The sequence below is a fragment of the Rhodanobacter sp. UC4448_H15 genome, assembly GCF_052978265.1.
Map to the genome: position 1 here is coordinate 3276549 of NZ_CM129665.1, position 25187 is coordinate 3301735.

The following is a 25187-nucleotide window of genomic DNA, read 5'->3' on the forward strand; positions in this document are numbered from 1 at the left end:
CCCATTCCCCATTCCCAGCCTGATGCGCGCCGACTTCTACCTGATCGCCAACAAGCCACGCTTCATCGAGCAGCCGCTGCTGCTGGTGTGCGAGCTGGCGAAAAAGGCCTACGCGGCGCAGCAGCCGACGCTGATCCTGGCGCGCGACCACGAGCAGGCCCACGAAATCGACGAACTGCTGTGGGCGTTCGACGACGACGCGATGATCCCGCACCAGCTGGCCGGCGACGACGACGACGAATTCACCGCCGTGCTGATCGTACCGCCCGGCGTCGACACTCCCGACCGCCCGCTGCTGATCAACCTGCGCGACCGCTGCCCCGACCAGCCGTGCGAACGGGTGCTCGAAGTGGTACCCGCCGACCCCGATGCCCGCGACGGCTCGCGCGAACGCTGGCGCGAGTACCAGCGACGCGGTTTCGAACTCCACAAGAGCGACCAGTAGGAGCCCGCTCGCGGGCGATGCTCTGGCTCCCGCGAATGCCCGTTCCCTGTTCCCGATTTTCGGCTCGAATGCATCGCCCGCCAGCGTGCTCGCACCGCGCCACCGTCAGGCCGGGGGCGCTTCGGCCGGCGTCGCCAGTGCACGCGCCAGTGCCGCCGCCAATTGCTCGCCGCTGACCGGCTTGCGCAGGAAGCCGTCCATGCCCGCTTCGCGGGCGCGCGCCTCGTCGCGGCCGCCGGAGCGGGCGGTGACCGCAATGATCGGCACGTGGCGGGCGTCCGGTTCGCGCTGGCGGATCAGCCGCGCGATCTGGAAGCCGTCGACGCCGGGCAGGTCCAGGTCCAGCAGCACGGCGTCGAAACTCACGTGTGCCAGTTCGGACAGTGCGGCCAGCCCGTTGACCACGTGCACCACCGCGTGGCCCTCGCGCTCCAGCAGGCCCCGGATCACCACCGCCACGATGGTGTCGTCCTCCACCAGCAGCAAGCGGTAGCTGCGGGCGGCGCGAGTCGGCGTCGGCGCTTCGACCGGCGGCTCGGCCAGCGGCAGGCGCACGCGGAAGGTGCTGCCGTGGCCCACGCGCGATTCCAGCTCGATGCTGCCGCCCATCATGTCCACCAGCTCCCGGCAGATCGCCAGGCCCAGGCCGCTGCCCGCCGCACGCTGCGGGCCGTCGGCCTGCTCGAAGCGCTGGAACAAGCGCGCCTGGCTCGCCTCGGGAATGCCCGGCCCGGTGTCGCTGATGCCGAACTGCAAACCGTCGGCGGTGCGCTGCGCGCTCAGCGAGACGCTGCCGTGCTCGGTGAACTTCAAGGCATTGTTGGCCAGATTCAGCAGGATCTGCTTGATCCGCACCGCGTCGCCGAGCAGTTGTGCCGGCAGATCGTCGGCCAGTGCCAGCTCGAAGCGGATGCCCTTGGCGTGGGCCAGGCCCTGCTCCAGCTGCGCCACGTCCTCCAGCAACTGGCGCGGGCTGAACGGCGCCGGCTCCAGCTCCAGCCGGCCGGCCTCGATGCGGGCCAGGTCGAGCGCGTCGTTGAGCAGCTTCAGCAGCATGCCGCCGGAGCGTTGCATCGCCTGCGTGTAGTCGTGCTGCTGCCGGTTCAGCGGCGTGCTCAACAGCAGCTCGGCCATGCCCATCACGCCGGTCATCGGCGTGCGTATTTCATGGCTCAGGGTGGCCAGGAACTGCGTCTTCGCCGCGCTCGCCGCCTCGGCCATCTGCCGCTGCTGCTCGGCCAGCTGGATCTTGTGGCGCTGCGCCAGGCGACGGCGCCAGGCATGCAGGATCAGAGCCACCAGCGCCGCCACCAGCAGCACGTAGATGGCCCACGCCCACCAGCGCAGCCACGGCGGCGCCTCGACCTGGATGCGCAGCGGCGTGGCCAGGTGCACCCATCGGCCATTCGCGCCCGCGGCCATCACGTCCAGCGTGTAGTCGCCTGCGCCGAGGCCGCTGAAATCGCGCTCGCCGCGGCTGCCGGTGTCCACCCAGTCGCTGTCGAAGCCGTACAGCCGGAAACGGTAGCGGTTGGCAGCCGGCGCGACATAGGAGAACACCCGCGCCTCGATCGCGAGCTGGCTGTCGTGCCAGTCCATGTGCAGCGGCTGCGTGCCGATCGGCAGTACTTGGGCGGCGCCGCGGTGGCGCACCCTGGCCTGGGTGAGCGCCATCTGCGGCACGCTGGTCTGCCGGTTGCTCCGGTCCGGGTTGAACGCCACCACGCCGCCCAGGGTGGCGGCGTAGATGTAGCCGCTGGGCATCCGCGCGTAGCCGCGGAAGAACTCGCCGTTGGTCAGGCCATCCTGCAGGCCGAACGAACGGAACGTGCCGGTGTCCGGCTCGAACCGCCACAGGCCGTCGTGGCCAAACACCCAGACCCGGCCGGCGGCATCGACGCGCAGGTCGGTGACGTTGACCGACGGCCAGCCATGCACCGCGTCGATCCGGCGGTCCGCCACGATGCCGTCGCCGCCGCGGCGGTAGTGGACCAGCCCGTCGGCATTGGCCATCCACAGTCCGTCGGCGGTGAAATCGAAGGCGTCGACGGATTGTCCTGCCGGCCCGCCCGGCACCATCACGAAGCGGCCCCGGGTCGTGTCCAGCCACATCATGCCGCCGTCGCTGGCGTACCAGAAGACGCCGTCATGCAGCGTCATCTGGCTGCCCCAGCGCACCTTGTCGCTGGAGCCGTCCATCGGCACCGGCTGGACCGCCAGCGTCTCCGGGTCGATGCGGAACAAGCCCTGGCCGAAGGTGCGCGCATACATCTGGCCATCCGGCCCGGACTCGACCTCCAGCGGCCGCTGCAGCATCGCGCCGGCCGGGTCGACCCGGTCGAGTCGCCCGTCGGTGTCGCGGTACAGCGCGCCCTGCACCACCACCCACAAGCGGTTGCTCGCGTCCTCGGTCATGCCGACCACGTCGCCGCGCAGTCCCGATATCGCGTGCTCGACCGCGCCGGTCACCGGATCGAGCCGGTCGACCCGGCCGCCGCGCTGGCCCACCCACACGTGGCGACCGTCCTTGCCGCGCGCCATGGTGGTGGCGATCGCGTCGCGCAGGCTGGACGGATCGTCCGGCGTGTGGGTGAAGCGGCTGAAGCGGTTCCAGCCCGGCCCCAGGTACGCCACGCCGCCGTCGTACAGCGCCGCCCACATGCCGCCTTCGCGGTCGACCATCAGCTGCCATACCCAGGTACCGGGCAAGTTGCCGTAGAGCACCGGCTGGTCGGCCACCGCGGTCACCGGCCCGCCCGGGCGCGCCTGCAGGAACAGGCCCTTCTGCGTGCCGACCCACAGGCGGCCGGCGGCGTCGCGCACGCTGCTCATCACGTTGGTGGCGGGAATCACGCCGGCGCCGAAGCGGCGTGCCACGCCGTCGGCGCCGACGATCCACAGGCCGTCGGTGGCGGCAAGCCGCACCTCGTCGCCGCTGCCGTCGATCCGCCACGCGTCGATGGTCCGCTGCGGCTCGGCCGACGGTATGCGGCGGATCGCGCCGTCCGCCTCGCGCACGAATACGCCGTGGCTGCTGCCGATCCACAATCGGCCGCGCCCGTCCACATACAGTGCGGCAACGGTGCCGACCGCGGCTGGCGTGGCACCAAGCTGCGGATCGACCACGTGCTCGAAGCCGCGCTCGTCCGGGTGCATGCGGTCGAGCCCGCCGGCGCTGCCTATCCACAAGCTGCCGTCCGGTGTTTGCGCGATGGCCCAGACCCGGTCGCTGGACAGGCTGGCCGGGTCGGCCTGATCGTGCCCCCAGTGGCGGAAGCTGCCGCTGGCCTCGTCGTAGCGGTTCAGGCCGGCGTTGAGGCCAGCGGCCCACAGGCGTCCGCGGCGATCGACCGTCAGCGTGGCAATGCCGTTGGCGTACAGCGAGCCCGGGTCGTTCTCCGCATGCCGGAACACCTTGAAGCCGACGCCGTCGAAACGCGCCAGGCCACCCTTGGTGCCGAACCAGATCGCGCCCTTGCGATCCTGCACCACGGCGTAGACATTGGTGCTGGGCAAGCCATCCGAGGTGTCGTAGCGGCGAAACTGCGGCGTCGGCAGCGGATCGGCCCGACTCGCGGCCGTCGGGATGGCCGGCATGCCCGCGACGGGCAGGGCCAGCCCGAGGGCCAGGGTCAGCAAGGCTGCCGAAAACATTCAGGTCGTCCCCTTCGGGCTTCCATGCCGGCCAGCACCGCGTTGCATGCGAGCGACGCGCCATGGCGGCAGCCTGTCCCGTAGCGGCCATGATGCCAAAGCCTTCCTGCCAGCGCGAGCACAGGCGCCCGTCCGCGGCTCAGGCCGTGGCATCGCTCGCCGAGGCGATGACCCGGGCCAGCGCACCAGCCAGTTGTTCGCCGCTGACCGGCTTGCGCAGGAAGCCGTCCATGCCCGCTTCGCGGGCGCGCGCCTCGTCGCGGCCGCCGGAGCGGGCGGTGACCGCGATGATCGGCACGTGGCGGGCGTCCGGTTCGCGCTGGCGGATCAGCCGCGCGATCTGGAAGCCGTCGACGCCGGGCAGGTCCAGGTCCAGCAGCACCGCGTCGAAGCTGGCGTGGGCCAGCTCGGCCAGCGCGGCCAGCCCGTTGATCACGTGCACCACGTGATGGCCTTCGCGTTCGAGCAGGCCGCGGATGACCGCCGCCACGATGGTGTCGTCTTCCACCAGCAGCAGGTGATGGCTGCCGCCGGCGGCGAGCGGTGCCGCCAGTGGCGCCGGCTCGGCCGGTTCGGCCAGCGGCAGGCGCACGCGGAAGGTGCTGCCGTGGCCCACGCGCGATTCCAGCTCGATGCTGCCGCCCATCATGTCCACCAGCTCCCGGCAGATCGCCAGGCCCAGGCCGCTGCCCGCCGCACGCTGCGGGCCGTCGGCCTGCTCGAAGCGCTGGAACAAGCGCGCCTGGCTCGCCTCGGGAATGCCCGGCCCGGTGTCGCTGACGCCGAACTGCAAACCGTCGGCGGTGCGTTCGCCGCGCAAGGTCACGTGGCCGCGTTCGGTGAACTTGAGCGCGTTGTTGGCCAGGTTCAGCAGCACCTGCTTGATGCGCACCGCATCGCCGACGACCTGTGCGGGGAGGTCATCGGCCACCTCCAGCACGAAGCGGATACCGCGCGCGTGCGCCAGCCCCTGCTCCAGCTGCGTCACGTCCTCCAGCAACTGGCGCGGGCTGAACGGCGCCGGCTCCAGCTCCAGCTTGCCGGCCTCGATGCGGGCCAGGTCGAGCGCGTCGTTGAGCAGTTTCAGCAGCATGTCGCCGGAACGTTGCATCGCCCGGGTGTAGTCATGCTGCAGCGGATCGAGCGACGTGCTCAACAGCAATTCGGCCATGCCCATCACGCCGGTCATCGGCGTGCGTATCTCGTGGCTCAGGGTGGCCAGGAACTGGGTCTTGGCTGCGCTGGCCGCCTCGGCCATCTGCCGCTGCTGCTCGGCCAGCTGGATCTGGTGGCGCTGCGCCAGCCGCCGGCGCCAGCCACGCAACGCCAGCGCGACCACGGCTGCCACCAGCAACAGGTAACCCAGCCATGCCCACCAGCGCAGCCACGGCGGCGCCTGCACCGTGACCAGCAGCGGCCGCGCCTTGCCCCACTGGCCGTCGGCGCCATGGCCGTGCACTTCCAGCGTATAACTGCCGGCGCCGAGCCCGACGAACTCGCGCTGGCCCTGGTTGCCGGTGCTCACCCAGCCGCTGTCGAAACCGCCCATGTGGAAGAAGTAGCGGTTCGCTGCCGGGTCCACGTAGGACGACATGCGCGCCTCCACGCGCAAGTCGCGATCGCGCCAGCCCAGGTGCACCGGCTGCTCCGGCGACAGCGCGACGGTCTTGCCGTCGCGGCGCACGCTGACCTGGGTGAGCGACAGCAGCGGCAGCGGGCCGGGCCGTTCCAGCCGCGCCAGTTCGGCCGGCTGGAACGCGGTGACGCCGCCGCTGCTGGCGGCAAGCATGGTGCCGTCGGCAGCGACCACCGCCGAGCCGTTGGTGAACTCTCCATTGCTCAGGCCCTGCGCCGCACCGAACTGGGTGAACGTGTGGGTCAGCGGGTTGAAGCGGCGCAGGCCCGGGCTGCTGAACAACCACAGTTGCCCCTGCCGATCGACCAGCATGGTGCGCAGGTCCGCGATCAGCCCCATCCGGCTGATGTCGACGCTGTCGTCGCGCGTGGCGCGCCCGTCCGCCAGGCGGTAATGCTCCAGCGCGGTTTCGGTGGCGATCCAGAAACCGTCGTCATCGAACGCGAAACTGTAGATCTCCCGCCGCGATACGCCCGGCACGAACGCCAGCGGCTGTCCGGGCCCTTCGCTGCGCATCAGCCCGGCCATGCTGGCGTACCAGACCGCCCCGTCGTGCGCCCGCAACTGGTCGAAGAAGCGCGCGCCGTCGGGCGCATCGGCCGGCAGCAGCGGCGTCGACGCCAGCGTGTCGGGGTCGATCGCGAACACGCCCTCGCCCCACGACGCCCCGTAGATATGGCCGTCCATGCCGGCGACCAGCGCGAGCGGCCGTTTCATGTGCGTCTGCTCGGCGCCCAGCGTCAGCAGCTTGCCGTGGTCGTAGCGGTAGATGCGCCCGGGCCCGGTGATCCACAGGCGGCCGCGCGCATCCTCCGCCAGCGAGGTGAGGTTGCCGTGCAGGCCGCGCAGCACGTGGCTGACCTCGCCGGTCGCCGTATCCAGCTTGTCGACCCAGCCGTTGTAGCCGCCCACCAACAGCTCGTGGTCGCGCCCGGTCAGCACCGACAGCGCTGCGGTGTTGGACAGGCTGTCGGCATCGTCCGGGATATGCGTGAAACGCGCGAAACCATTCCAGCTCGGCGGCAGGTACGCGATGCTGGACTGGTCGAAGGTGAACCACAGGCCGCCTTCGCGATCGCGGAAAATCTGCCACAGCCGATCGCTGGGCAGGCCGCCGGGCAACAGCGGCGCGCCGGTGATGTGCTGCAGCGGGCCCTGTTCCGATTCGAGCCAGACGCCGTCGAGGCTGCCCAGCCACAACCGCCCTTGGCTGTCGCGCACGCTGCTCAGGATGCGCGTGTTGGCCAGTTGCCGATTTGCCAGCGGCCGCGCCACGCCGTCGGCGCCGACCACCAGCAGGCCACCGCTGACCGCCACGCGGATCTCGTCGCCATCGCCCTCGATGCGCCACACCGCGCCGACGTCGCCGGCGAACGCGGGGTCGACCGCCACGCGGCGCACCTTGCCGTCGGTCGAGCGCACGTAGAGACCATGCTCACTGCCGATCCACAACCGCCCCTCGTGGTCGGCCAGCAAGGCGCGGATGGCGCCGAACGGGGCCGCCTGCCCGCTGCCGGCATCGAGCCGCACGGGTTCGAAACCTCTCTCGTCGCGGCGCATGCGGTCGAGGCCGCCCTGGGTGCCCACCCAGATCTGGCCATCGGGGGTCTGCGCGATGCTCCACACTTCGTCGTTGCTGAGGCTGTGCGGATCGTCCGCTGCGTGCACCCAGTGGCGAAAGCGCCCGCCGTCCTGGTCGTAGACGGTCAGTCCCGCCGAGACGCCGCCGGCCCAGATGCGGTCCGCCTTGTCCACGAACAGGGTGTAGATCTGGTTGCTCGGCAGCGACAGCGGATCGCCGCTGGCATGCCGGAACACCTTGAACGTGACGCCGTCGAAGCGCACCAGGCCGCCATCGGCACCGAACCACATCATGCCGCGATGATCCTGCGCCACCGCGTAGATCGAACCGCTGGGCACGCCGTCGGCCACGCCATAACGACGGAACTGCGGCGTCGCCGGCATGCTCGCGCCGGCGGCCGGCATTGTCGTGCTGGCACCGCCGGCGGCCGCGGACCCCGGCGTGGCCACCGCCAGAACCGCACCCAACATGAGCGATGCAAGCATGCGCAGATTCCCCTGATCCGCCCCATCATGCCAAATCGGGTCCGTGGCGGCGAGCATCGCGCCGGCCCGGAGCGATGCGTTTCACGCGTCGTGCGTCATTCGGCCGCGTCGGGCGCCGCCAACGCCTTGCTGTAGAAACCCGACGGATCGAAACAGCACACGCGCCGCTTGCCGGCGGCGAGCATGTCGCAGGCGGCGGCGACGCGCTGCGTGCGGGTCTTTGCCTGCTTGGCCGAGACGATCCAGTGGATCCAGTCCACGCGCGCGATCGTGGTGGTGGCGTCCCAGCCGGCGCGGGCGGCGGTGGGCGCATCGTCCAGCGCCTGGCGCAGGTCGGCCGGCAGCGCGGGTTCCGGCTCATGCTTCACCGGCGCGATCTCCAGCGCCACGGTGTCGCCCGCTTGCGCACGGACGGTCTTGAGCAGGCGGCTGTCCAGTTTCAGCCAGTGGCTCAACTGGCCATCCGGCTCCAGCGTCGCCTGGAAGCGGTGGCCGTTGATGCTGGCGTCGACCGTGGTGCGCCCACGGCGCGGCAGCTTCTCGCTCACCGGTCGCGGCAACAGCACGAAGGCCCATGCGGCATCGTCGGGCATCGCCGGGCGCAGCACTTTCGCCGTGAAGCGGGAGGTGGTGTCGGCCTTGCTCATGTCGCATCGTCCTCGGGGAAGGGGCTTGCCGCACGCCTGGGGGCAAGGCAACGCGGGGATCGTACCGCGCATGCCGTGGCGCGGCGAAAGGGCCATCGGCCATGGGCGTGTGCGGTGCGCGAGCCCCTACAATCGCCGGATGTCCCGACGCCTACGCCTGCTGTTCGCCGCCCTGGCCATAGCCGCACTGCTGTGGCTGCTGTTTGCCGCGGCGGAACGTTTCCTCGCGCTGGCCCAGCGCTTCCTCGCCTTGCCGGCGCCGTTGCAGTGGACGCTGGGCCTGGTGCTGGCGATCTTCGCCGCCGCCGGCCTGGCCGTGCTGTGGTGGCTGCTGCGTCCGCGCCGCCGGCGCCGACCCCTGCCGGTGCCCGACCGCGCCAGCCTGGAGCAGCGCATCGACAAGTTGCGCGAACACGGCGCCGACACCGGCGCGCTCGCCACCGAGCTGGGCGAACTCGACCAGCGCCGGCTCGGCGCGCGCCTGTACGTCGCGCTGTTCGGCGAGATCTCCACCGGCAAGTCCAGCCTGATCCGTGCGCTGGCGCCGCAGGCCACACTGGCCAGCGAGGCGCGCGGCGGCACCACGCGCGCGGTCGGTCACTACGACAGCACCTTGCCCGACGGCCGCAGCCTGGTACTCGCCGACGTACCCGGCAGCCGCGAGAGTGGCGGCGAAGCGCGCGAACGCGAGGCACGCGAAGAAGCCCTGCGCGCCCACGCGGTGATCTACCTGTGTGCCGGCGACCTCACCCGCAGCCAGGTCGACGAACTGCGCTGGCTCGCCGATTTCGGCAAGCCGCTGCTGCTGGTGTTGAACAAGGCCGACCAGTGGGGCGAGCCGGAGCTGGCGCAGCTGCTGGACAAGCTGCGCGCGCAATCGCGCGGCATCGCCAGCGCGGTGGTGGCGATCAGCGCCGGCGGCAGCGAGCGATACCAGCGCCGGCTCGCCGACGGCAGCACCGAATCGGTCGAACGCCAGCGCAAGCCGGCGATCCAACCGCTGCTGCGCGCACTCACCCGCCTCATCGCTCCCGGTGCCGAGGGACTGGAGCCGCGTCGCGAGCAGGCCGTGCTCGCCGGCCTGCACCAGCGCACCGGCACGCTGGAGGCGCAGACCCGCGCCGAAACCGCAGAGCGCATCGTGCGCCAGTACGCCCGCCGCGCGATCGTCGGTGCGATGGCGGCGGTGGCGCCAGGCAGCGACCTGGTGATCCAGGGCGTGCTCGCCACCGGGCTCACGCGGGCGCTGGCCGAGCTGTACGGCGTCGGGCTCAGCGACGTGCAGATCGAGGATTTCGTGCGCCAGGCCAGGCTGACCCTGCGCACCGGCAGCTCGATCGTGCTGGCGGTTGCCGGCAATGCACTGAAGGCGTTCCCCGGTCTGGGCACGCTGGGCGGCGGCGTGCTGCACGCGTTCGCCTACGCGCTGATCTTCGACTCGATGGGCCGCGCCCTGGCCGCCTCGCTGGCCGAGCGGCAGACGCTGGACCAGGACGATGCCGACGCGCGGCTGAAGACCCTGCTCGCCGATGCCGGCGGCACGCGCCTGAAACAACTGGCGACGTTGACGATGGACACGCTGCGCGAACCGCGCGTGGAGTAACCCGTGCTCACTGGTAGGGCGGGCACCGCCCGCCGGCTCTTGTTTCGTGTCACGGAAGGCGGCGGGCAGTGCCCGCCCTCCCCCGCCGTTGCCGCTGCCGAATCCCGGCCTAATGAAACTGATCGCTCGCCGGCACCCACGAACTGGAAGCCGGGGCCGGCAATCGCACTGGCGTGGCGGGCGGCAATTCCGACGCGCAGCCCGGCGGCAACGGGCCGCCGGCGACGCGGGCGGCAGCGCATTCGGCGGCGTTGTCGAACTTCACCATCGGCGCGGAGGTCGCCGGTGCCGGCGTGCTGGCGGCCGCGGGCGGCGCCAGCGGGGCGGCAGGCGCCAGGTGCAATGGCGCATACGCGCTGGCGGCGACCGGTGCCGGCGGCGGGTCGGGGTTGCGGCAGCCGAACAGCGCGATCGGCAGCAGTGGTTTCACCGCGCACTCCACCCGCACGCCGCGCGGCAGGTGGAAGGTGTGCTTGACCGTGGTCTTTTCCACCGCGCGGCGCAGCGCGGTGTCGACCGAGCTTTCGTCCTCGGGCGTCCAGTCCTGCTCGAAGCGGGTGGGCCGGTAGCCGACGTCAGGCGTGCGGTGACGCATGATTTCGGTATCGCCGCTCGGCTTCAGCTGCACGTAGTCGCCCACCGCGCCGTGCTCCCCGCCTTGCGCTGCGCCGGGTCGATCGCCGCCGAGCTTGCCCGCGGCCAGCGAGGGCGCGTGCTGGCTGCCGGTACTGGCGGCGGCACGAACCGCTGGCGCAGGTGCCGACGGCGGCGCGACGCTGGTGGCGCCGGCCGGCTCGCCGACCGTGGCGGTGTCGCTGCCTTGCGGCGAGGCCTCCGGCGCGCGGCTGACCTCGGCGGTGGCCGGCAGCGGCAGTGCGGAGGCGGCGGGCGGAGGCGTGATCGCGGCCACGGCGGTCGGTGCCTGCAACACCGGGCGCAGGGTCGCTGGCGTCATCGCCGGCGCCGGTGCGGAGCGCTGCAGGTCCAGCTGGGTCGGTGCCAGCGCGCGCGGGGGCGCGACAACCTCGGCCGGCACGGCTTCGGCCAGTTGCGCGGGTTGGGTCAGCTGCGGCACCAGGCGCGGGGCGGGCGGCGCGATCGGCGTGGGGGGCACCAGCGTTTGCGGCTGCGGACGCGGCAGTTGCGGTGGCGCTGGCGCGGGTTCCGGCGCTTCGCTGAGCGCGGCCAGCGTGGTCGGCGCCGCGACTTGCAGCGTGATCGCGGGCGGTGCGGCGACCGCAGGCACGCTCGCCTGGGGCAAGGCCAGCGCGGTCGGCGGCAGGATCGGGCGATTGCCTTCGGCCTGCGGCGGACGTTGCGGCTCGGGCTGGGGCGCCGGCAGCGCGGGAGCCACCGGCGCCGGCAGGGTCAGCGCCAAGGGAGGCGCCGGCACCGCCGGTGCCGCCGGTTTGGGTAGCGGCAGCGGCGTCGGCGCCGGCAGGCTCACTGGCGGCTGCGGCGCGGCGACCGGCGCGGCTTTCGCCGGCTTCGCGGGGGTGGCGGCGGCCGTCAGCGCGACGGCATTGGCGCTCGGTTCGACGCGCGGTGCGGGATGCTGCCGACCCTGCTGGCGCGGCCCGCGCTGCTTCGGTGGCGTGCCATGCACCGGCGGCGGTGGCGGCGGTTCGGGTGGCTCGATCAGGCGCACCTGCAGCAGCGGTTCGCGCGAATGGTCCGGCAGCACGGTGGGTTCGTAGGCCGGGCCGAGCACGAACGCGAACAGGCACAGCAGATGCACCAGCAAGGTGCCGAGGAAGGCCAGCGCGCGACGACCCCGCGACGGCGGCGGCGCGTGCCGACGCAGATGATAGACGCGGCCGCGCGTGGCCGCCGCCAGCGGCGAGTCCAGCAAGACTCGCGCGGGGTTGGCGGCACGACGGGGTGGGACGGAATCCGGGGACGGCGCGGGCATGCGGCCAGTGTAGCGGGGGCCATCAGCGGCCGGCGCCGCGCGCTGCCTTGCGCTCGCGCAACTCCTCGTCCACTGCGCGGTCGGGCGTATCCACCGGACAGCCTTGCGCCAGCGGCTTGCCGGCGCGATACATCGCGATGCAGGCCTCCACGCCGGGCGGGGTGAAACCGTGCGTGCGACCGTCGGGCGTGCTGGCCGGCGCCATGTTGAGGCGCATGTCGCCACTTTTCGCCGACGGTGGCGGCGGCGGGTCGCCACCGCAACCACCGGCGAGCATCGCCAGCGACACGGCGCAGTGGATGCGGATGCCGCCGGGCAGGTGGATCGTCGTTTTCTTCGTGGTCTTGTCCACCAGCTTCTGCAGCGCGCTGTCGACGGAGCTGCCGCCCTTGTCCCAGTCGTCCGCGAAGCGGGTGGGCTTGTACTTGACCGGGCTGTCGTGACGCATGACCTGCGTATCGCCCTGCGGCATGCGTTGCACGTAGCCGGGCACCGGCGCACTGGAAACAGGCGCCGGCGGCAGCAGTGGCTGGCCATGCTCGTCGTACAACCGCAGCGGCGGGGCCTGCACCACCATGGCGCCCTTGGCCGGCGGCTCCGGCCGTGCCCGCGTCGGCGGCGGTGCGGCGGGCGGCGCGGGCGGCAAGGCCAGCGGCGGCGGCGCGTGGCTTGCAGGTGTGTCCTCGATCAGGCGGATCTGCAGGAACTGCTCGGGTGGCGCCTCCTCGTGCGGTACCGGCGGGCGCGTGCCGTACCACGCCACCAGCGCGAACAACGCATGCAACAGCAGTACCGCGGCGAGCGTCCAGCGATGCGTGGCCCGCTCGACCGGCGGCTCGTGCCAGCGATGCCGCTGTCGCGTGGCCCGCGCACGCCAGTCGCCAGCCGCGGGCACGAGCTCGCGCCGCTCGGGTTCGGGCGGCTCGGGCGTGGCTGGCTGGGGCTGCGGCGCAACGGCGATGGCGGTGCCTCGTGGAAATCGGTGGGCGGTCGCAGCATGGCCGAAGGCGATTGAACCCCGCTAGACCGGCGTGACGATCGCGTCGCCGGGGCGCGCGACACCTGGGACAGACAGCCGCCGGCGCCGCGCGGTTCCCCGCAGTGCAGCTTGACCCCACTTGCGCATGGCACAAGGCTAGGCCGATCGACGCCCCGCGCCGATCCCCCGCCATGACCGCCCTCGCCGCCGCATCGCGCAGGACGACCATGACGGCCCGCTTTTCCAGCCGCCCCGCGCGGCCTCGGGCGGTGCCGTTCATGCCACGAGGCTGCGCCCTTAGCATGAGGAGGGTCGCATCGTGTCCGAACTCGTCACGGAACATATCCGCAACATCGCGCTCGCCGGTCACGCCGGCGCCGGCAAGACCACGCTGTTCGAGGCCTTGCTGCATGCCGGCGGGGCGATCCAGTCCATCGGCACCGTCGAGCGCGGCAATACCGTGTCGGATACCGACGCGCAGGAACAATCGCGCGCCCATTCCATCGACAGCAGCATCGCCCAGGTCGAGCACGGCGACTGCCGCATCAACCTGATCGACACCGCCGGCTACGCCGATTTCCGCGGCGGCACGCTGTCCGCGCTGGCTGCGGTGGAGAGCGTGGCGATCGTGGTCAACGCGATCAACGGCATCGAGCACGGCACGCGCCGCATGATGATGCACGCCCACGAGCGCGGCCTGGCGCGCATGCTGGTGATCAACAAGATCGACTTCGACGGCGCCGACCTCGCCGCCCTGGTCGACGCGCTGCGCGAGGAATTCGGCAGCCAGTGCCTGCCGGTGAACCTGCCGGCGCAACGCGGCAACCGCGTGCTGGATTGCTTCTTCCACGACGACGGCGCCACCGATTTCTCCTCGCTGGCCGTGGCGCACCAGCAGATCATCGACCAGGTGGTGGAGGTCAACGAGGCACTGATGGGCCGCTACCTGGACGAGGGCGAGCAGGCGCTGGGCGCGCAGCAATTGCACGACGCCTTCGAGCAATGCCTGCGCGAAGGCCACCTGGTGCCGATCTGCTTCACCAGCGCGCGCACCGGTGCCGGGGTGAAGGAACTGCTCGACGTCGCCGCGCGGCTGCTGCCGAATCCGGCCGAGGGCAACCCTCCGCCCTTCGTGCGCGGCGACGGCCTGCCGCTGCGGGTGAGCGCCGACCCGCAGGCGCACGTGATCGCCGACGTGTTCAAGATCATCAACGACCCGTTCGTGGGCAAGCTGGGCGTGTTCCGCGTGTGGCAGGGCACCGTGCGGCGCGACAGCCAGCTGCTGGTCGACGACGGCCGCAAGCCGTTCAAGGTCGGCCACCTGTTCCGCCTGCAGGGCAAGAACCACGTGGAGATCGAGGCGGCGATCCCCGGCGACATCGCCGCGGTGGCCAAGGTCGAGGAAATCCACTACGACGCGGTGCTGCACGATTCGCACGACGACGATCGCATGGCGCTGGCGCCACCGCGGTTCCCCACGCCGATGGTCGGCCTGGCGCTGGAGCCGCGGCACAAGGGCCAGGAGCAGAAGCTCTCCAACGCGCTGGCGCGCCTGGCCGAGGAAGATCCCTGCTTTCGCGTCGAGCACCACAAGGAACTCAACGAGACCGTGGTGCGCGGGCTCTCCGAGCTGCACCTGAAGGTGATGCTCGAGCGCATGCGCGAACGCTACGGCGTGGAAGTGGAGACGCGCCCGCCACGCATCGCGTATCGCGAAACCATCGCCGCCCTCGCCGAAGGCCACCACCGGCACAAGAAGCAGACCGGCGGCGCCGGCCAGTTCGGCGAGGTGTTCCTGCGCATCGAGCCGCTCGATCGCGGCGCCGGCTTCGAATTCGTCGACGCGATCAAGGGCGGCGTGATCCCCGGCCAGTTCCTGCCGGCGATCGAGAAAGGCGTGCGCCAGGCGATGGAGCGCGGCGTGGTGGCCGGCTACCCGCTGCAGGACCTGCGCGTCACGGTCTACGACGGCAAGTACCACTCGGTCGACTCCAAGGAGGTGGCCTTCATCAGCGCCGGCAAGAAAGCCTTCCTCGACGCCGTGGCCAAGGCGCATCCCGTGCTGCTGGAGCCGATCGTCAACGTCGAGGTGGCGATCCCCGAGCGCCACGTCGGCGACGTCACCGGCAGCCTCGCCGGCAAGCGCGCGCGCATCCTGGGCACCGATGCGCAGCGTGGCGGCGAGCTGGTGATCAAGGCGCAGGCCCCGCTGGCCGAACTGATCGATTACCCCACCGAACTGAAATCCATGACCGGCGGCCGTGGCCGCTACAGCCTCGACCTGAGCCACTACGAAGCCGCCCCCGCCACCGTGCAGAAGCAGTTGGGAGAGGCTTGGAAGCCGCGCGCGGAGGAGGATTGAAGTGCATCGGGTGGCCTCTTGCCGGCGCGCCACGCTACGATGCCGGAGCACTATCCAGTTCACCACCAGCCAAGGGAATTGCTGATGAAGCCACTGTTGCTCGTTCCGACATGCCTGCTGCTGGCATGCGTCTCCACCCTTTGCCTGGCGGGTCAGTCGGCCGACGGCTCCAACGCACGGCCGGCTTCGACCCATGTCGCGCCCGCGGACGCGCCGCCACCGACGCCACCGCCACGGCAGACGCCTGACATCGAGCGCACCCTGCGCGCCATGGACGACGCCTCCACCCAGGGACACCCGGATCTCTTCGGCCAGTTTGCCGGCATGCGGCGCCTGTTCGAGGGCGACTACCAGGGCGCCATGAAGTACTTCCGGATCGGTTCGCGCTACGCCGACAAGATGTCCCAGCTCAGCATCGCGATGATGTATCTCAACGGCCGGGGCGTGAGGAAGGACCGGGCCAGTGCCTGCGCCTGGATCACGCTGGCCGCCGAGCGTGGCTACCCTTCCTACGTCAACGCGCGCGACCGGATCTGCGCCGCGCTGGCACCCGCACAACGCACGCAGGCGAACACGATGCTGGCCGCGTTGATGGCCGAGTTCGGCGACGCCGTGGCCAAGCCGAGGATGAAGCTGGCCCTGATCTCGGCCAGGAACTCGCTGACGGGGTCGCACCTGGGCCACGACTCCGGCGTCAAGGTCATGGGGTTGAACGCCGACAATCCGACCCGCTGCGGCGGCAACCGTCTCGTCCTCGGCGGCGTGGAGATTCCCCGCGAAGGATGCGGCAGGTACGACCCGTCGCTGCTGGACCCAAACCGTTATTTCGCCGCGCGGGACGCGCAATGGTTCGGCACGGTGACCGTCGGCAAGATGATCAAGGCGGACCCGCCGCCGTCCACCGCACCGGGTGCAAGCGATCACTCCCACTGAGTGGGTCGCCCGAAGCCGCTCCGGTATGACTGTCACTGCCCGATGGCGCGCGCCTTTCAGCGCGCGCCTGGAGGACAGCCCAGGTCGAACCATGCCGTCTTGGCACGCGTGACGCCGAACCCGTGGGGTTCCGCGCCAACCGGCAGCCTAGTAATCCCTGGCCCCGAGCAGCCCCACCGCGTAACCGGCCTGGCGCAGCCGCGAGGTGGCCCGGGAACTCAGCATGACCAGCACGAGCAGGCCGACCAGCGGGACGAGCATCAGCACCAGCAGCACGATGCGCCCCCAGACGGGGTAGTCCAGGCCGCGGGCGATCTTGTAGATGCCGGTCCAGGACATCCCCAGGCAGACCAGCAGGGCGAGCAAGGCGATCGGGCCGACCGCGGCGCGCAGCGCGGCGGCGAGGAAGTACAGCAGGATGGCGTAGATCACCAGCTTCTGGCCGGAAGCGACATCGTCCAGCGACGCGCTGCGCTTTTCGCGAACCTCCAGCACGGCACCGGGACTCTGGTACGGATTTTCCATGATTTCCCCCTGATCGGTTTTGAACGACATTTGCCCGGCGACAAGCGCAACGCGCCGGGATTTCCCCTACAGCCGATTCCCCCGCTTGATCGCCAGGTAGCGCTCGATCAGCGCACCGGACAGTTCGCCGCAGCTCACGTCCAGCGTGTTGATGCCTTCGCGACGCAGCGCTTCGTGGGTGCGTTCGCGATCGGCCAGATAGTGCATGGCGGCGGCGCTGCGGATGCTGCCTTCCAGTTCGTCGCCGGGGTCGGCGGCGGCGTGGTCGAGGGCCAGTTCGCGCAGGCTGACCAGCATCACCAGGTGACGCCGGGACAGCATGCTCACCGCGGCGCGCAGTTCGGCGTCGTCCTCGTCGCGCACGTTGGTGATCAGCACCACCAGCGCGCGACGTTGCTGGTGCGCCTGCAGGGCGCTGGCAGCGGCGAGGTAGTCGGTGGCCAGCGGCATCGCGTGCAGGTCGTAGCCGGCGCCGAGCAGCATGTCCATGCCGCCGCTGCCCTGTTGCGGCGGCAACCAGCGTTGCTGCTGGCCGGTGCAGGCCAGCAGGCCGACCGCATCGCCCTGGCGCAGCGCGATGCTGGCCAGTGCCAGCGAGGCGTTCAGCACGTGGTCGAAATGCACCCGGCGATCATCCTGCGCCAGCAGGCGGCGACCGCAGTCGAGCATCAGCACCACCTGCTGGTTGCGCTCGTCGCGGTACTCGCGCGAGATCAGCCGGCTGCTGCGCGCGGTGGCCTTCCAGTCGATCTTGCGCAGGCTGTCGCCGACGCGGTAGTCGCGCAGCTCCTGGAACTCGGTGCCTTCGCCGCGACGCCGTTGCAGCCGCGCGCCGACGCTGCGCGAGGCAAGTTCCACGCTCAAGCCCGCCAGCTCGACCAGCGCGGCGAAGTTCGGATACACACGCACCGTCGACGCGGCGCCGAGCACGCGGCGCACCGACCAGCAACGCCACGGCGAATGCAATTGCACGTGGCAGCCGTCGAAGGCGAACTGGCCGCGTGCGTCGGGCGTGACCGCGTACTCGAGTCGCACGTCGCCGCCCGCCGGCAGCAGCAGCGTGCGCGGCATGCCGCGCACCGCCCAGCCGCCCGGATGCAGGTCGTGCAGGCGCAACTTCTGCGCGCGCCGCGTGGTGCCGCGCACGCGCAGGCCGATCCGCGCCTCCGGCCCCAGCGGCAGCACCGGCGCCAGCTCGCGCGACACCTCGGGCGACGGCATCCGGCGCAGGCGCCAACCATCGACGAGCGCCAGCAGCGCAAGCGCACCGCCGCCGGCCAGCCACGCCGCCAGCGGCAGCCAGCCGAGGCTGGCCAGCACGCCGAGCACGGTCCAGCCGAGCAGCAGCCACAGCAGCGCGGGCGCAGGCCTCATCACTGTCGCGGTGCCGGCACCTTGTGCAGCAGCGTCTTGAGCACGTCGTCGGGGCGCTGGCGTTCGAGCAGCGCCTCCGGCGCCAGCAGCAGGCGATGGCGCAAGGCCGGCAACGCCACCGCGCGCACGTCGTCCGGGGTGACGAAATCGCGGCCGTCGACTGCTGCCTGCGCGCGCGCCAGCCGCGCCAGCGCCAGGCCGCCGCGCGGACCGGCGCCGCCGATCACGCCCGGCCATTCGCGCGTGGTGCGCGCAATGCGCACCGCGTAGTCGGTGACCGCGGCATCCATGCGGATCGACGCCACCGCCCGCTGCACCGCCAGCAACTGCGCCTGGCTCAGCACCGGCTGCACCTGCGACACGTCGAGGTCGGCGGCAACCTTGCCGTCGATCACGCGCGAGACCATGCGCCGCTCGTCCTCCAGCCCCGGATAGCCGATCACCACCTTGATCAGGAAGCGGTCCAGCTGCGCCTCGGGCAGCGGGTAGGTGCCCTCCTGCTCGATCGGGTTCTGCGTGGCCACCACCATGAACGGTGCCGGCAGCGCGAAGCGACGACCCTCGATGGTCACCTGCCCCTCCTGCATCGATTCGAGCAACGCGGCCTGGGTCTTGGCCGGCGCGCGGTTGATCTCGTCGGCCAGCAGCAGGTTGGCGAATACCGGGCCGCGGCGGATCTGGAAACGTTCGGTCTTGGGGTCGTAGATCGCGTGGCCGGTGACGTCGGCCGGCATCAGGTCGGGAGTGAACTGCACGCGGCCGAAGGTGCAGCCGACCGACGCGGCCAGCGCGCGCACCAGCAGCGTCTTGCCCAGCCCGGGCACGCCCTCGATCAGCACGTGGCCGGTCGCCAGCAGCGCCAGCAACACCTGGTCGAACACCTCGGCCTGGCCGATGAAGGCGCGCCCGACCTGCTCGCGCAACGCGCGCACGTGGTCGCCGAGTTCGGCGGTGGAAGGCGGCGGCAAGGCCGGCGCGGCGAGCGTGTCGAGGGTCATGGACGATTCCTGAGTCGGGCCAGGGTGAGGATGGAAACGCGAAACGCCTGCGCGTTCGCCGGTGACTGGAAGGCCTGCGCGATGCGCGCGGCGTCCAGCGCGCTGCGCTCGGCCAGGCGCGCGTACAGCGCCTCGCCGTGCAGCATCGCGCAGGCCGGATCGCGGCGACGCAGGCGCGCCAGCACGGCCTGGCAGGCCAGCGCGTGCAGGCTGCGACCGCCGTCGCGGCGATAGATGAACTCGCCGGCGGCCTGCACGTGTTCAAGCAGGGCGCGGCGGTGCGCGGGCGGAGCCGGCAGCAATGGCCCGAGCCGTGCGCTGCGCATCGCCATCCACGCGGCCAGCAGCAACGCCAGCGCGAGCAGCGCGGGCCAGCCCTTGATCGCCATGAATTGGAGGAAGGGCGGACCGTCCAGCGCGTAGACCAGGTAGATCGTGCCGCGGCCGCGATTGGGCTGCAGCAGGTTCCAGGCAAACTCCTGCGCCGCGGCCTGCTTCAGCGCGGTGTGCGCCAGCGGGGCAAAATTGGCCAGCACGCTGACCGTGCCCTGCCCCAGCGGCATGCGCGCGTACAGATAGCCGTCGTGCGGCGTGCCGATCGCCGCGTCGAGTTTCCCGATGACGCCCGGCCGCAGCCGGAAGCGCGAGCCGCACAGGGCGACGTCGTCGCGCTTGCTCGCCGTCGCGCCGTGCAGGGCCGCGCACTCGAACGAGGCGGCGCGCGAATCGAGCACGCCGAGCGCATCGAACAGCGGCGTGTGCGCCACGCTGGCCGCTCCCGGCGACAGCAGCAGGTGGCCGCCGCCGCGCACCCATGCCACCAGCCGTGCCGCATCGGCGGCATCGACGCGGCCGGCATTTTCGCCCAGCAGCACCGTGTCGCCATGGCGCAACGGCAATCGCGCCGCACTCAATGTGGTCAGCGACTGCACCGGCAGCTGCAGCTCATGCAGCATCAGTTCCAGCGCGAGGAAGCGGTTGCTGCGCGCCGCGCCGTGCGGCGGGATCGTCTCGGTGACGTCCTTGCGCTCGAAGGTGGCGAAGAACCCGGCGACCAGCAGCGCCAGCGCGGCCGCGACCAGGGCGGCGATCAGCAGCGTCTTGCGGTTCATGTCGACGCCCCGGGCTGCGCCGGCCAGCCGGCGAGCAGTTGCTCGACGGTGGCGTCGTCGGGATAGCGCCCGGCGTAGGCAGCGAACTGCCAGGTGCGCACGATCTCGACCACGCGGCGGCTGCGCTGCGGATCGTCGATGGCGCGCGCCTGGCGCAGCCAGTGCGCCTCGGTCGCATCCGCTGCGGGCGGCTGCCGCAGCTCGCGCGCGGTCTGCTCGACGCAGCCGCGATAGAGCAGCGCCAGTGCCTCGCGCCGGCGCTGTGCCTGCCACAGCGCGCGTGCCGCGCCGGCCAGGTCGGCGGGCAACGCGGCTGGCGCGTCGACGATCGACGATATCGGCGGCGACAGCGCCGGCGCGACCTCCTCATCCCGCAGCAGCCAGCGCCCGCGCCAGCGCCAGCCCAGCCAGACCAGGCCGCCGAGCACGCCGATCAGCAGCAGCCACAACAGCAGCTGGAAGAACCCGCCCAGCAAGTGTCCGAGCCAGGGGAACAGCGGATTGATCGACGTCGCGGCCGGTTCCGGCTTGTACTTGAGCTGCCAGCGCCGCACCGTGTGTTCACCGCCGAAGCGCGGGTCGCGATAAGCCCGCGCGGCCGCTTGCGCCAAGCCCGGCTCGGGTGCCTCCGCGCGCGCGCCGAACAACGCGTCCAGCGACACGCTGGCGGGCTTGTCGACCGCCGCGGCGTGCACCTCGGCCGTCGCCTGCGCCTGCACGGGAGGTGTCCATGCGCCGAAGCACAGCAACGCAACCGCCAGCAGCGCGGTGCCCTGCAGCCGCGCGCGCAGGCGCCGGAAGGCCAGGTCGATGTCCCACGCCTCCAGTTGCGTGCGCCGGTTGAGATACAGCGCAAAGCCGCAGGCGACGTAGAGCGGTTCGATCACGCTCATCGCCAGATAGGCCACGCCGGCGCCGGCCAGCACCCACGCGGTGGGGATCACCTGCGTGTCGCCGCGCACCAGCTCGATCAGCGATTGCGGCCGCCATTCGTGCGGGATCAGCAGCAACGCGAACAACCACACGCTGAGGAACAGCACCAGCTCGAACAGCAGGCAGAAATAGGTGAGCAGGCTGGTTTCCCCCACCAGGCGCCGACGCAGCACTTTCCAGCGTGCCGAACGCTGCGCCCGCGTGCTGCCTTCGAGCAGATCGAGCGGCAGGCGCAGCGCGCGGTTGCTGTCGATGCGCAACCAGGTCAGCGCCGCCAGCGTCCGTCGCCACGGCCAGCGCGCCTGGCCGCGCAGGGTCTGGCGCCAGCCCGGCGCCTGATCGAACACCGCCCGCGACAACACGTACAGCGGCAGCCGATCGAACAGCGGCTTCAGCCACCACATCAGCCCCCAGCCCAGCCACGGCCAGCCGAGCGCGACACCGAGCCCGTTGCACAACACGAACAGCGGCAGGGTGAAGGCGAACCACGCCGACCAGACCGGCCGCGCATGCGCGCGCAACATCGCCGCGCCGAGATCCAGCGCCTCGCGCGTCACCCTGGGCCGCAACACCACGCCGATGCGTTCAAGCTCCATGCCGCACCGCCCTGCCGCCGCGCCACAGCCAAGCCAGCACCAGCACCCACAGCACGCCGGCCACGCCGAAGCGCAGCGGATCGGGCAGGCTGGCGATGGAGGACCAGTACGCCTCGATGAACGCCGCCACCAGCAGCATCGCGAATGCGCCCAGCGCCAGTTGCGCGCCGACCCAGCCGGCCGCGACCAGCGCCGGTCCGCGGCGCTGCCGGCCCGGCGCCAGCAAGGTCAGGCCCAGATGCAGGCCGGCGCCACCGGCGATCACCAGCGCGGTGAGCTCGAACGGCGAATGCCCCGCCACGAAGCGCCAGAACGGGCCGCCGTAGCCGATCGCGGTGAGATGGCCGGCGATGCCGCCGATCAGCACGCCGTTGGCGCCCAGCACGTAGACCGCGCCGACGCCGAACACCAGCCCCGAGGCGAACGTGCGAAACGCGATGCCGACGTTGTTCATCACGTAGAAGCCGAACATCTGCAGATCGGTGCCGCTGCTGCGGCCGATGTGCGGATTGGCCGGGTCGTACATCTTCTCGAACTGCGCCAGCTGGGCGCTGCTGAACAGCGTGTGCGCCAGCTCCGGGCGCAGTTGCAGCAGCACCAGCAGGCACAGCGCCGGCACGTAGAACAGCACCGCCGCCAGCGCCATGCAGCGCCACTGCGCGCGGACCAGCCGCGGGAAACCGGCCAGCAGAAACATCGCCACCCGATGCCAGCGCGGCGGCGGCGGCCGGTACAGCACGCGGTGGCCATGCTGCACGAGTTGCTGCAGCCGGTCGGTCACCTCGTGGCTGTAGCCGCGGCCGCGGGCCAGCGCCAGGTGGTGGCAGACGCGCCGGTATTCGGCGGGGAAATCCAGCGCCTGCTCCTGCCGCAGCGTGCGTCGCGGCTGGCGGTCCAGCGCATGCAGCCAGGATTGCAGGCGATCCCAGGTCTTGCCGTGCAAGGCCACGAAGCGTTCCTGTTTCATGCGCGCCCCAGCAGCCAGTTCACGTGCGCCACCAGTTGCCGGATTGCCGCGGTGTCGCGCAGGCCGGTCAGCGGGGTCAGCAGGTTGGCCAGTTCCTCCTGGCGCTGCACGGTGAGCTGGCCGGCGCGCTCGGCATAGTCGACCAGCGCGGCCTGTTCGTCGGCGGACAAGGCCAGCGGCAGCGGCAGCGCGGACACCGCCGGTACCTGCTGGCCAGGCGGCAGTTCGCGCGCATGCACCACCATGGTGCCGGCCACGATGTCGCCGAGCCGGCGCGCGTGCGGATCGACCAGGGTGCTGACCAGGCCCACGCCATAGACGCCGGGCAGGATGTCCACCACGCGCAGCAGGTTGCGCACCACCGACGGCAGCCAGGTCACCGGCGTGCCGTCGGCATGCACCACGCGCAGGCCGAGCGCGCGCTTGCCCGGCGTCTGGCCGTCCATCCAGACCTCGCAGACCACCCCATACGCCCACATCAGCGCGAACAGCAGCAGCATCGCCAGGCCGTTGCCGGCCACGCCGAAGATCGACAGCGGGATCATCGCCACCAAGAAGAAGACACCGCGCAACAGCAGGTCGAGCACCCACGCCTGCGCCCGCGGCAACGCTCCGGCGGCGCGCAGGCGCAGCGAGATGCCTTCGGCGGTCTCGATCTCGCGGACGGTATCGATCATCGAGTGCCGATCATCAGGCGTCGACGACGATGGTATCGGCGATCAGGTCGTGCAGGCAGCGGCGCTCGTTGCCGAAGATCAGCAGCGGATCGATCAGCGTCGCCAGCCGGCCGATGTAGGGAATCACGCCGAGCAGCGCCACCGGCAGCACGCGGATGAAGAGATAACGCAACAGGCCCATGCGACTGCCATCGGTACGCACGATGGCGATGTCCAGCATGCGCTTGCCGATGGTCTGGCCACTCCGATGCAGCATGACGCAGTTGACCACGAAGATCGCCACCAGCAGGGCGAAACCCAGCAGCAGCACGCCGATCATCGGCGCGGCCGGCTTGATCCCCTTGCCGACGCCGACTGCCATCATGGCGCCCCACAACACCGGGAGGGCCCAGACCAGGTTGATCACCCCGTCGAGCAGCGCCGCCGCCAGGCGCTTGCCGCGGCTGGCCTTGCGTTCCTCCAGGCCCTGCGCATCCCACGCGCGCACATCGTCGACCGTTGCCTCGGGCGCGGCATAAGGATTGGCTTCCATCGCATTCCCCCGTCACTGTCCATGTTGCCGCTCCCCCCGGCCGGCAACTGCGGCGAGTATAAAAGCGTTGTCCGGAACGCGGCTACCGCTTGGGCTTGAGCAACGTGCCGGTGCATTTCGGCGCGCCGCACAGGCACTGCCACAGCTTCTTCAGCCGCGCGGTGTGCGGCACGTCAAGCACGATGCCGTAGTCGTAGGTGAGCTCATCGCCGGGCTTGATGTGGCGGATCGCCTCGATCTTCACCTTGTCCCGGCGCGGGTCGCCGCTGGCGCTTTCCTCGACCACGGCGCGGCAGTTCGGCGCGCAGCTGTGGTTGATCCAGCGCGCGGTGTTGCCGCGCTGGTTGGCGTCGATCACGTACTTCTCGTTGAGCGTGAACAAGAAGGTATGCCCGGTTTCACCACCGTCCCCGTACAGCGTATCGGCCTCGTCCGGCGTGAGCAGCTTGCCCTTGTATTCGATGATCTCCTCGCCGCGGGCGATCGGCGCGGTGGCGAATACGCCGTTGCCGTGGATCGGCGAGCGGCGGGCAATGAAACGTCGTGACATGCTGCAGTACCCGGACTGGAAGGCAAGCCGACGATGATGCCTGTTCGCGCGCCATCGCGAAACCTCGGCACCACCGCGATCCCCGGCGCGAGCCGCGACGACGGCCTGCCCGGTCGACTGGCGCGGACACCCCGATCGCGGTTAGAGTCAGGATTCAAACGATCGTTTGGAGAACTGCGATGCGTCCGTTGCGCTGGGTCGTTGCCCCGTTCCTGCTCGCCGTGCTGGCGTTTGGCCTGGCCGCCTGCGGCCCGGCGAAGAAAAGCGTGTTCCCGCCCACGGTGAGCATCCAGCAGTTGCAGGTGCTGTCCAACGGGCAGTGGCAGCTGAGCGTGCGCATCCAGAACAACAGCTACGCCGGGATGGACTTCCAGTCGCTGGACGGCCAGTTGCAGGTCGCCGCGCTGGCGCCGGTGCGCCTGCACGACACGTTCGAGCTGGCCATCCCGCAACTTGCCGGCGACGTGGTGCAGCTCAAGGTATGGCCCACCGCCGCGATGAGCCGCGCACTGGAGGCCATCGCCGACAAGGGCAGCGCCGCGTCGCTGGCCTATTCGATCAGCGGCACCGCGACCGCCAAGCCCGAGCAGGAGAGCAAGGCGCGCGCCTTCGACTTCAGCGGCAAGGACTGGATTTCGGCCGTGCCGGGCATCGCACACACCTTCCGTTAAACCGCCTGCATCAG

General features: G+C 71.1%; 20 protein-coding genes. 6 read left to right on the top strand and 14 right to left on the bottom strand.

Annotation, left to right across the window (positions count from 1 at the left end; translation table 11 throughout):
• Positions 1–22: 22 nt before the first annotated feature.
• Positions 23–445 carry a DNA polymerase III subunit chi gene (locus tag ACVCMI_RS15180; protein ID WP_395119959.1) on the top strand — a complete coding sequence of 141 codons (423 nt, stop codon included), beginning with the start codon at positions 23–25 and terminating at the stop codon, positions 443–445.
• Positions 446–550: 105 nt separating this feature from the next.
• On the opposite strand, the gene ACVCMI_RS15185 is transcribed toward ACVCMI_RS15180, so the two are convergent.
• From ACVCMI_RS15185 to ACVCMI_RS15195, 3 genes are all read right to left on the bottom strand, one after another.
• Entirely contained in the window at positions 551–4099 is a 3549-nt protein-coding gene (locus ACVCMI_RS15185) for an ATP-binding protein (RefSeq protein WP_447098259.1), read from the bottom strand.
• Between the two features lie 139 nt (positions 4100–4238).
• Positions 4239–7802, bottom strand: coding sequence for a two-component regulator propeller domain-containing protein (locus tag ACVCMI_RS15190; protein ID WP_447098258.1), 3564 nt, complete (start codon positions 7800–7802; stop codon positions 4239–4241).
• Between the two features lie 95 nt (positions 7803–7897).
• Positions 7898–8449: a YdeI/OmpD-associated family protein gene (locus ACVCMI_RS15195; RefSeq protein WP_447098257.1), complete on the bottom strand. Its 552-nt coding sequence runs from the start codon at positions 8447–8449 to the stop codon at positions 7898–7900.
• Positions 8450–8588: 139 nt separating this feature from the next.
• On the opposite strand from ACVCMI_RS15195, the gene ACVCMI_RS15200 reads away from it, so the two are divergent.
• Positions 8589–10052, top strand: coding sequence for a GTPase (locus tag ACVCMI_RS15200; protein WP_447098256.1), 1464 nt, complete (start codon positions 8589–8591; stop codon positions 10050–10052).
• A 109-nt stretch (positions 10053–10161) separates the two neighbouring features.
• Here ACVCMI_RS15200 and ACVCMI_RS15205 read toward each other — a convergent pair whose 3' ends face one another.
• Together ACVCMI_RS15205 and ACVCMI_RS15210 are read right to left on the bottom strand one after the other, a co-directional pair.
• Complete coding sequence (locus tag ACVCMI_RS15205; protein WP_447098255.1) at positions 10162–11904, bottom strand: hypothetical protein; 1743 nt, start codon at positions 11902–11904, stop codon at positions 10162–10164.
• Positions 11905–11986: 82 nt separating this feature from the next.
• Positions 11987–12748, bottom strand: a complete 762-nt coding sequence (locus tag ACVCMI_RS15210; RefSeq protein WP_447110610.1) for a hypothetical protein — start codon at positions 12746–12748, stop codon at positions 11987–11989.
• Between ACVCMI_RS15210 and ACVCMI_RS15215 the strand changes: the two genes are divergently transcribed.
• The 3 genes from ACVCMI_RS15215 to ACVCMI_RS15225 all read left to right on the top strand — a co-directional run bounded on the left by ACVCMI_RS15215 (position 12743) and on the right by ACVCMI_RS15225 (position 16238).
• Positions 12743–12979 carry a hypothetical protein gene (locus tag ACVCMI_RS15215; RefSeq protein ID WP_447110611.1) on the top strand — a complete coding sequence of 79 codons (237 nt, stop codon included), beginning with the start codon at positions 12743–12745 and terminating at the stop codon, positions 12977–12979. The genes ACVCMI_RS15210 and ACVCMI_RS15215 overlap by 6 nt on opposite strands.
• A 283-nt stretch (positions 12980–13262) precedes the next feature.
• Positions 13263–15305, top strand: coding sequence for an elongation factor G (fusA, locus tag ACVCMI_RS15220; protein ID WP_447098253.1), 2043 nt, complete (start codon positions 13263–13265; stop codon positions 15303–15305).
• Positions 15306–15323: 18 nt separating this feature from the next.
• Positions 15324–16238 carry a sel1 repeat family protein gene (locus ACVCMI_RS15225; protein WP_447098252.1) on the top strand — a complete coding sequence of 305 codons (915 nt, stop codon included), beginning with the start codon at positions 15324–15326 and terminating at the stop codon, positions 16236–16238.
• A gap of 147 nt (positions 16239–16385) precedes the next feature.
• Here the strand turns inward: ACVCMI_RS15225 and ACVCMI_RS15230 are convergent, their stop codons facing one another.
• The 9 genes from ACVCMI_RS15230 to ACVCMI_RS15270 form a co-directional block, all read right to left on the bottom strand.
• Complete coding sequence (locus ACVCMI_RS15230; protein ID WP_447098251.1) at positions 16386–16763, bottom strand: hypothetical protein; 378 nt, start codon at positions 16761–16763, stop codon at positions 16386–16388.
• 66 nt (positions 16764–16829) lie between these two features.
• Positions 16830–18137 carry a DUF58 domain-containing protein gene (locus ACVCMI_RS15235; RefSeq protein ID WP_447098250.1) on the bottom strand — a complete coding sequence of 436 codons (1308 nt, stop codon included), beginning with the start codon at positions 18135–18137 and terminating at the stop codon, positions 16830–16832.
• Complete coding sequence (locus ACVCMI_RS15240; protein ID WP_447098249.1) at positions 18137–19135, bottom strand: AAA family ATPase; 999 nt, start codon at positions 19133–19135, stop codon at positions 18137–18139. The genes ACVCMI_RS15235 and ACVCMI_RS15240 overlap by 1 nt, the downstream gene beginning before the upstream one ends.
• Positions 19132–20247: a DUF4350 domain-containing protein gene (locus ACVCMI_RS15245; protein WP_447098248.1), complete on the bottom strand. Its 1116-nt coding sequence runs from the start codon at positions 20245–20247 to the stop codon at positions 19132–19134. Before ACVCMI_RS15245 ends, ACVCMI_RS15240 begins: the two co-directional genes overlap by 4 nt.
• Entirely contained in the window at positions 20244–21776 is a 1533-nt protein-coding gene (locus tag ACVCMI_RS15250; RefSeq protein ID WP_447098247.1) for a DUF4129 domain-containing protein, read from the bottom strand. The genes ACVCMI_RS15245 and ACVCMI_RS15250 overlap by 4 nt, the downstream gene beginning before the upstream one ends.
• Positions 21766–22743 carry a stage II sporulation protein M gene (locus tag ACVCMI_RS15255; protein ID WP_395119973.1) on the bottom strand — a complete coding sequence of 326 codons (978 nt, stop codon included), beginning with the start codon at positions 22741–22743 and terminating at the stop codon, positions 21766–21768. Before ACVCMI_RS15255 ends, ACVCMI_RS15250 begins: the two co-directional genes overlap by 11 nt.
• Positions 22740–23420, bottom strand: a complete 681-nt coding sequence (locus ACVCMI_RS15260; RefSeq protein ID WP_395119974.1) for an RDD family protein — start codon at positions 23418–23420, stop codon at positions 22740–22742. Before ACVCMI_RS15260 ends, ACVCMI_RS15255 begins: the two co-directional genes overlap by 4 nt.
• Positions 23421–23433: 13 nt before the next feature.
• On the bottom strand, positions 23434–23952 hold the full coding sequence (locus tag ACVCMI_RS15265) for an RDD family protein (RefSeq protein WP_395119975.1): 519 nt from the start codon (positions 23950–23952) through the stop codon (positions 23434–23436).
• Positions 23953–24034: 82 nt separating this feature from the next.
• Positions 24035–24502, bottom strand: a complete 468-nt coding sequence (locus tag ACVCMI_RS15270) for an SET domain-containing protein (RefSeq protein ID WP_447098246.1) — start codon at positions 24500–24502, stop codon at positions 24035–24037.
• Positions 24503–24681: 179 nt separating this feature from the next.
• Between ACVCMI_RS15270 and ACVCMI_RS15275 the strand changes: the two genes are divergently transcribed.
• Complete coding sequence (locus ACVCMI_RS15275) at positions 24682–25173, top strand: hypothetical protein (protein WP_395119977.1); 492 nt, start codon at positions 24682–24684, stop codon at positions 25171–25173.
• Positions 25174–25187 lie beyond the last annotated feature (14 nt).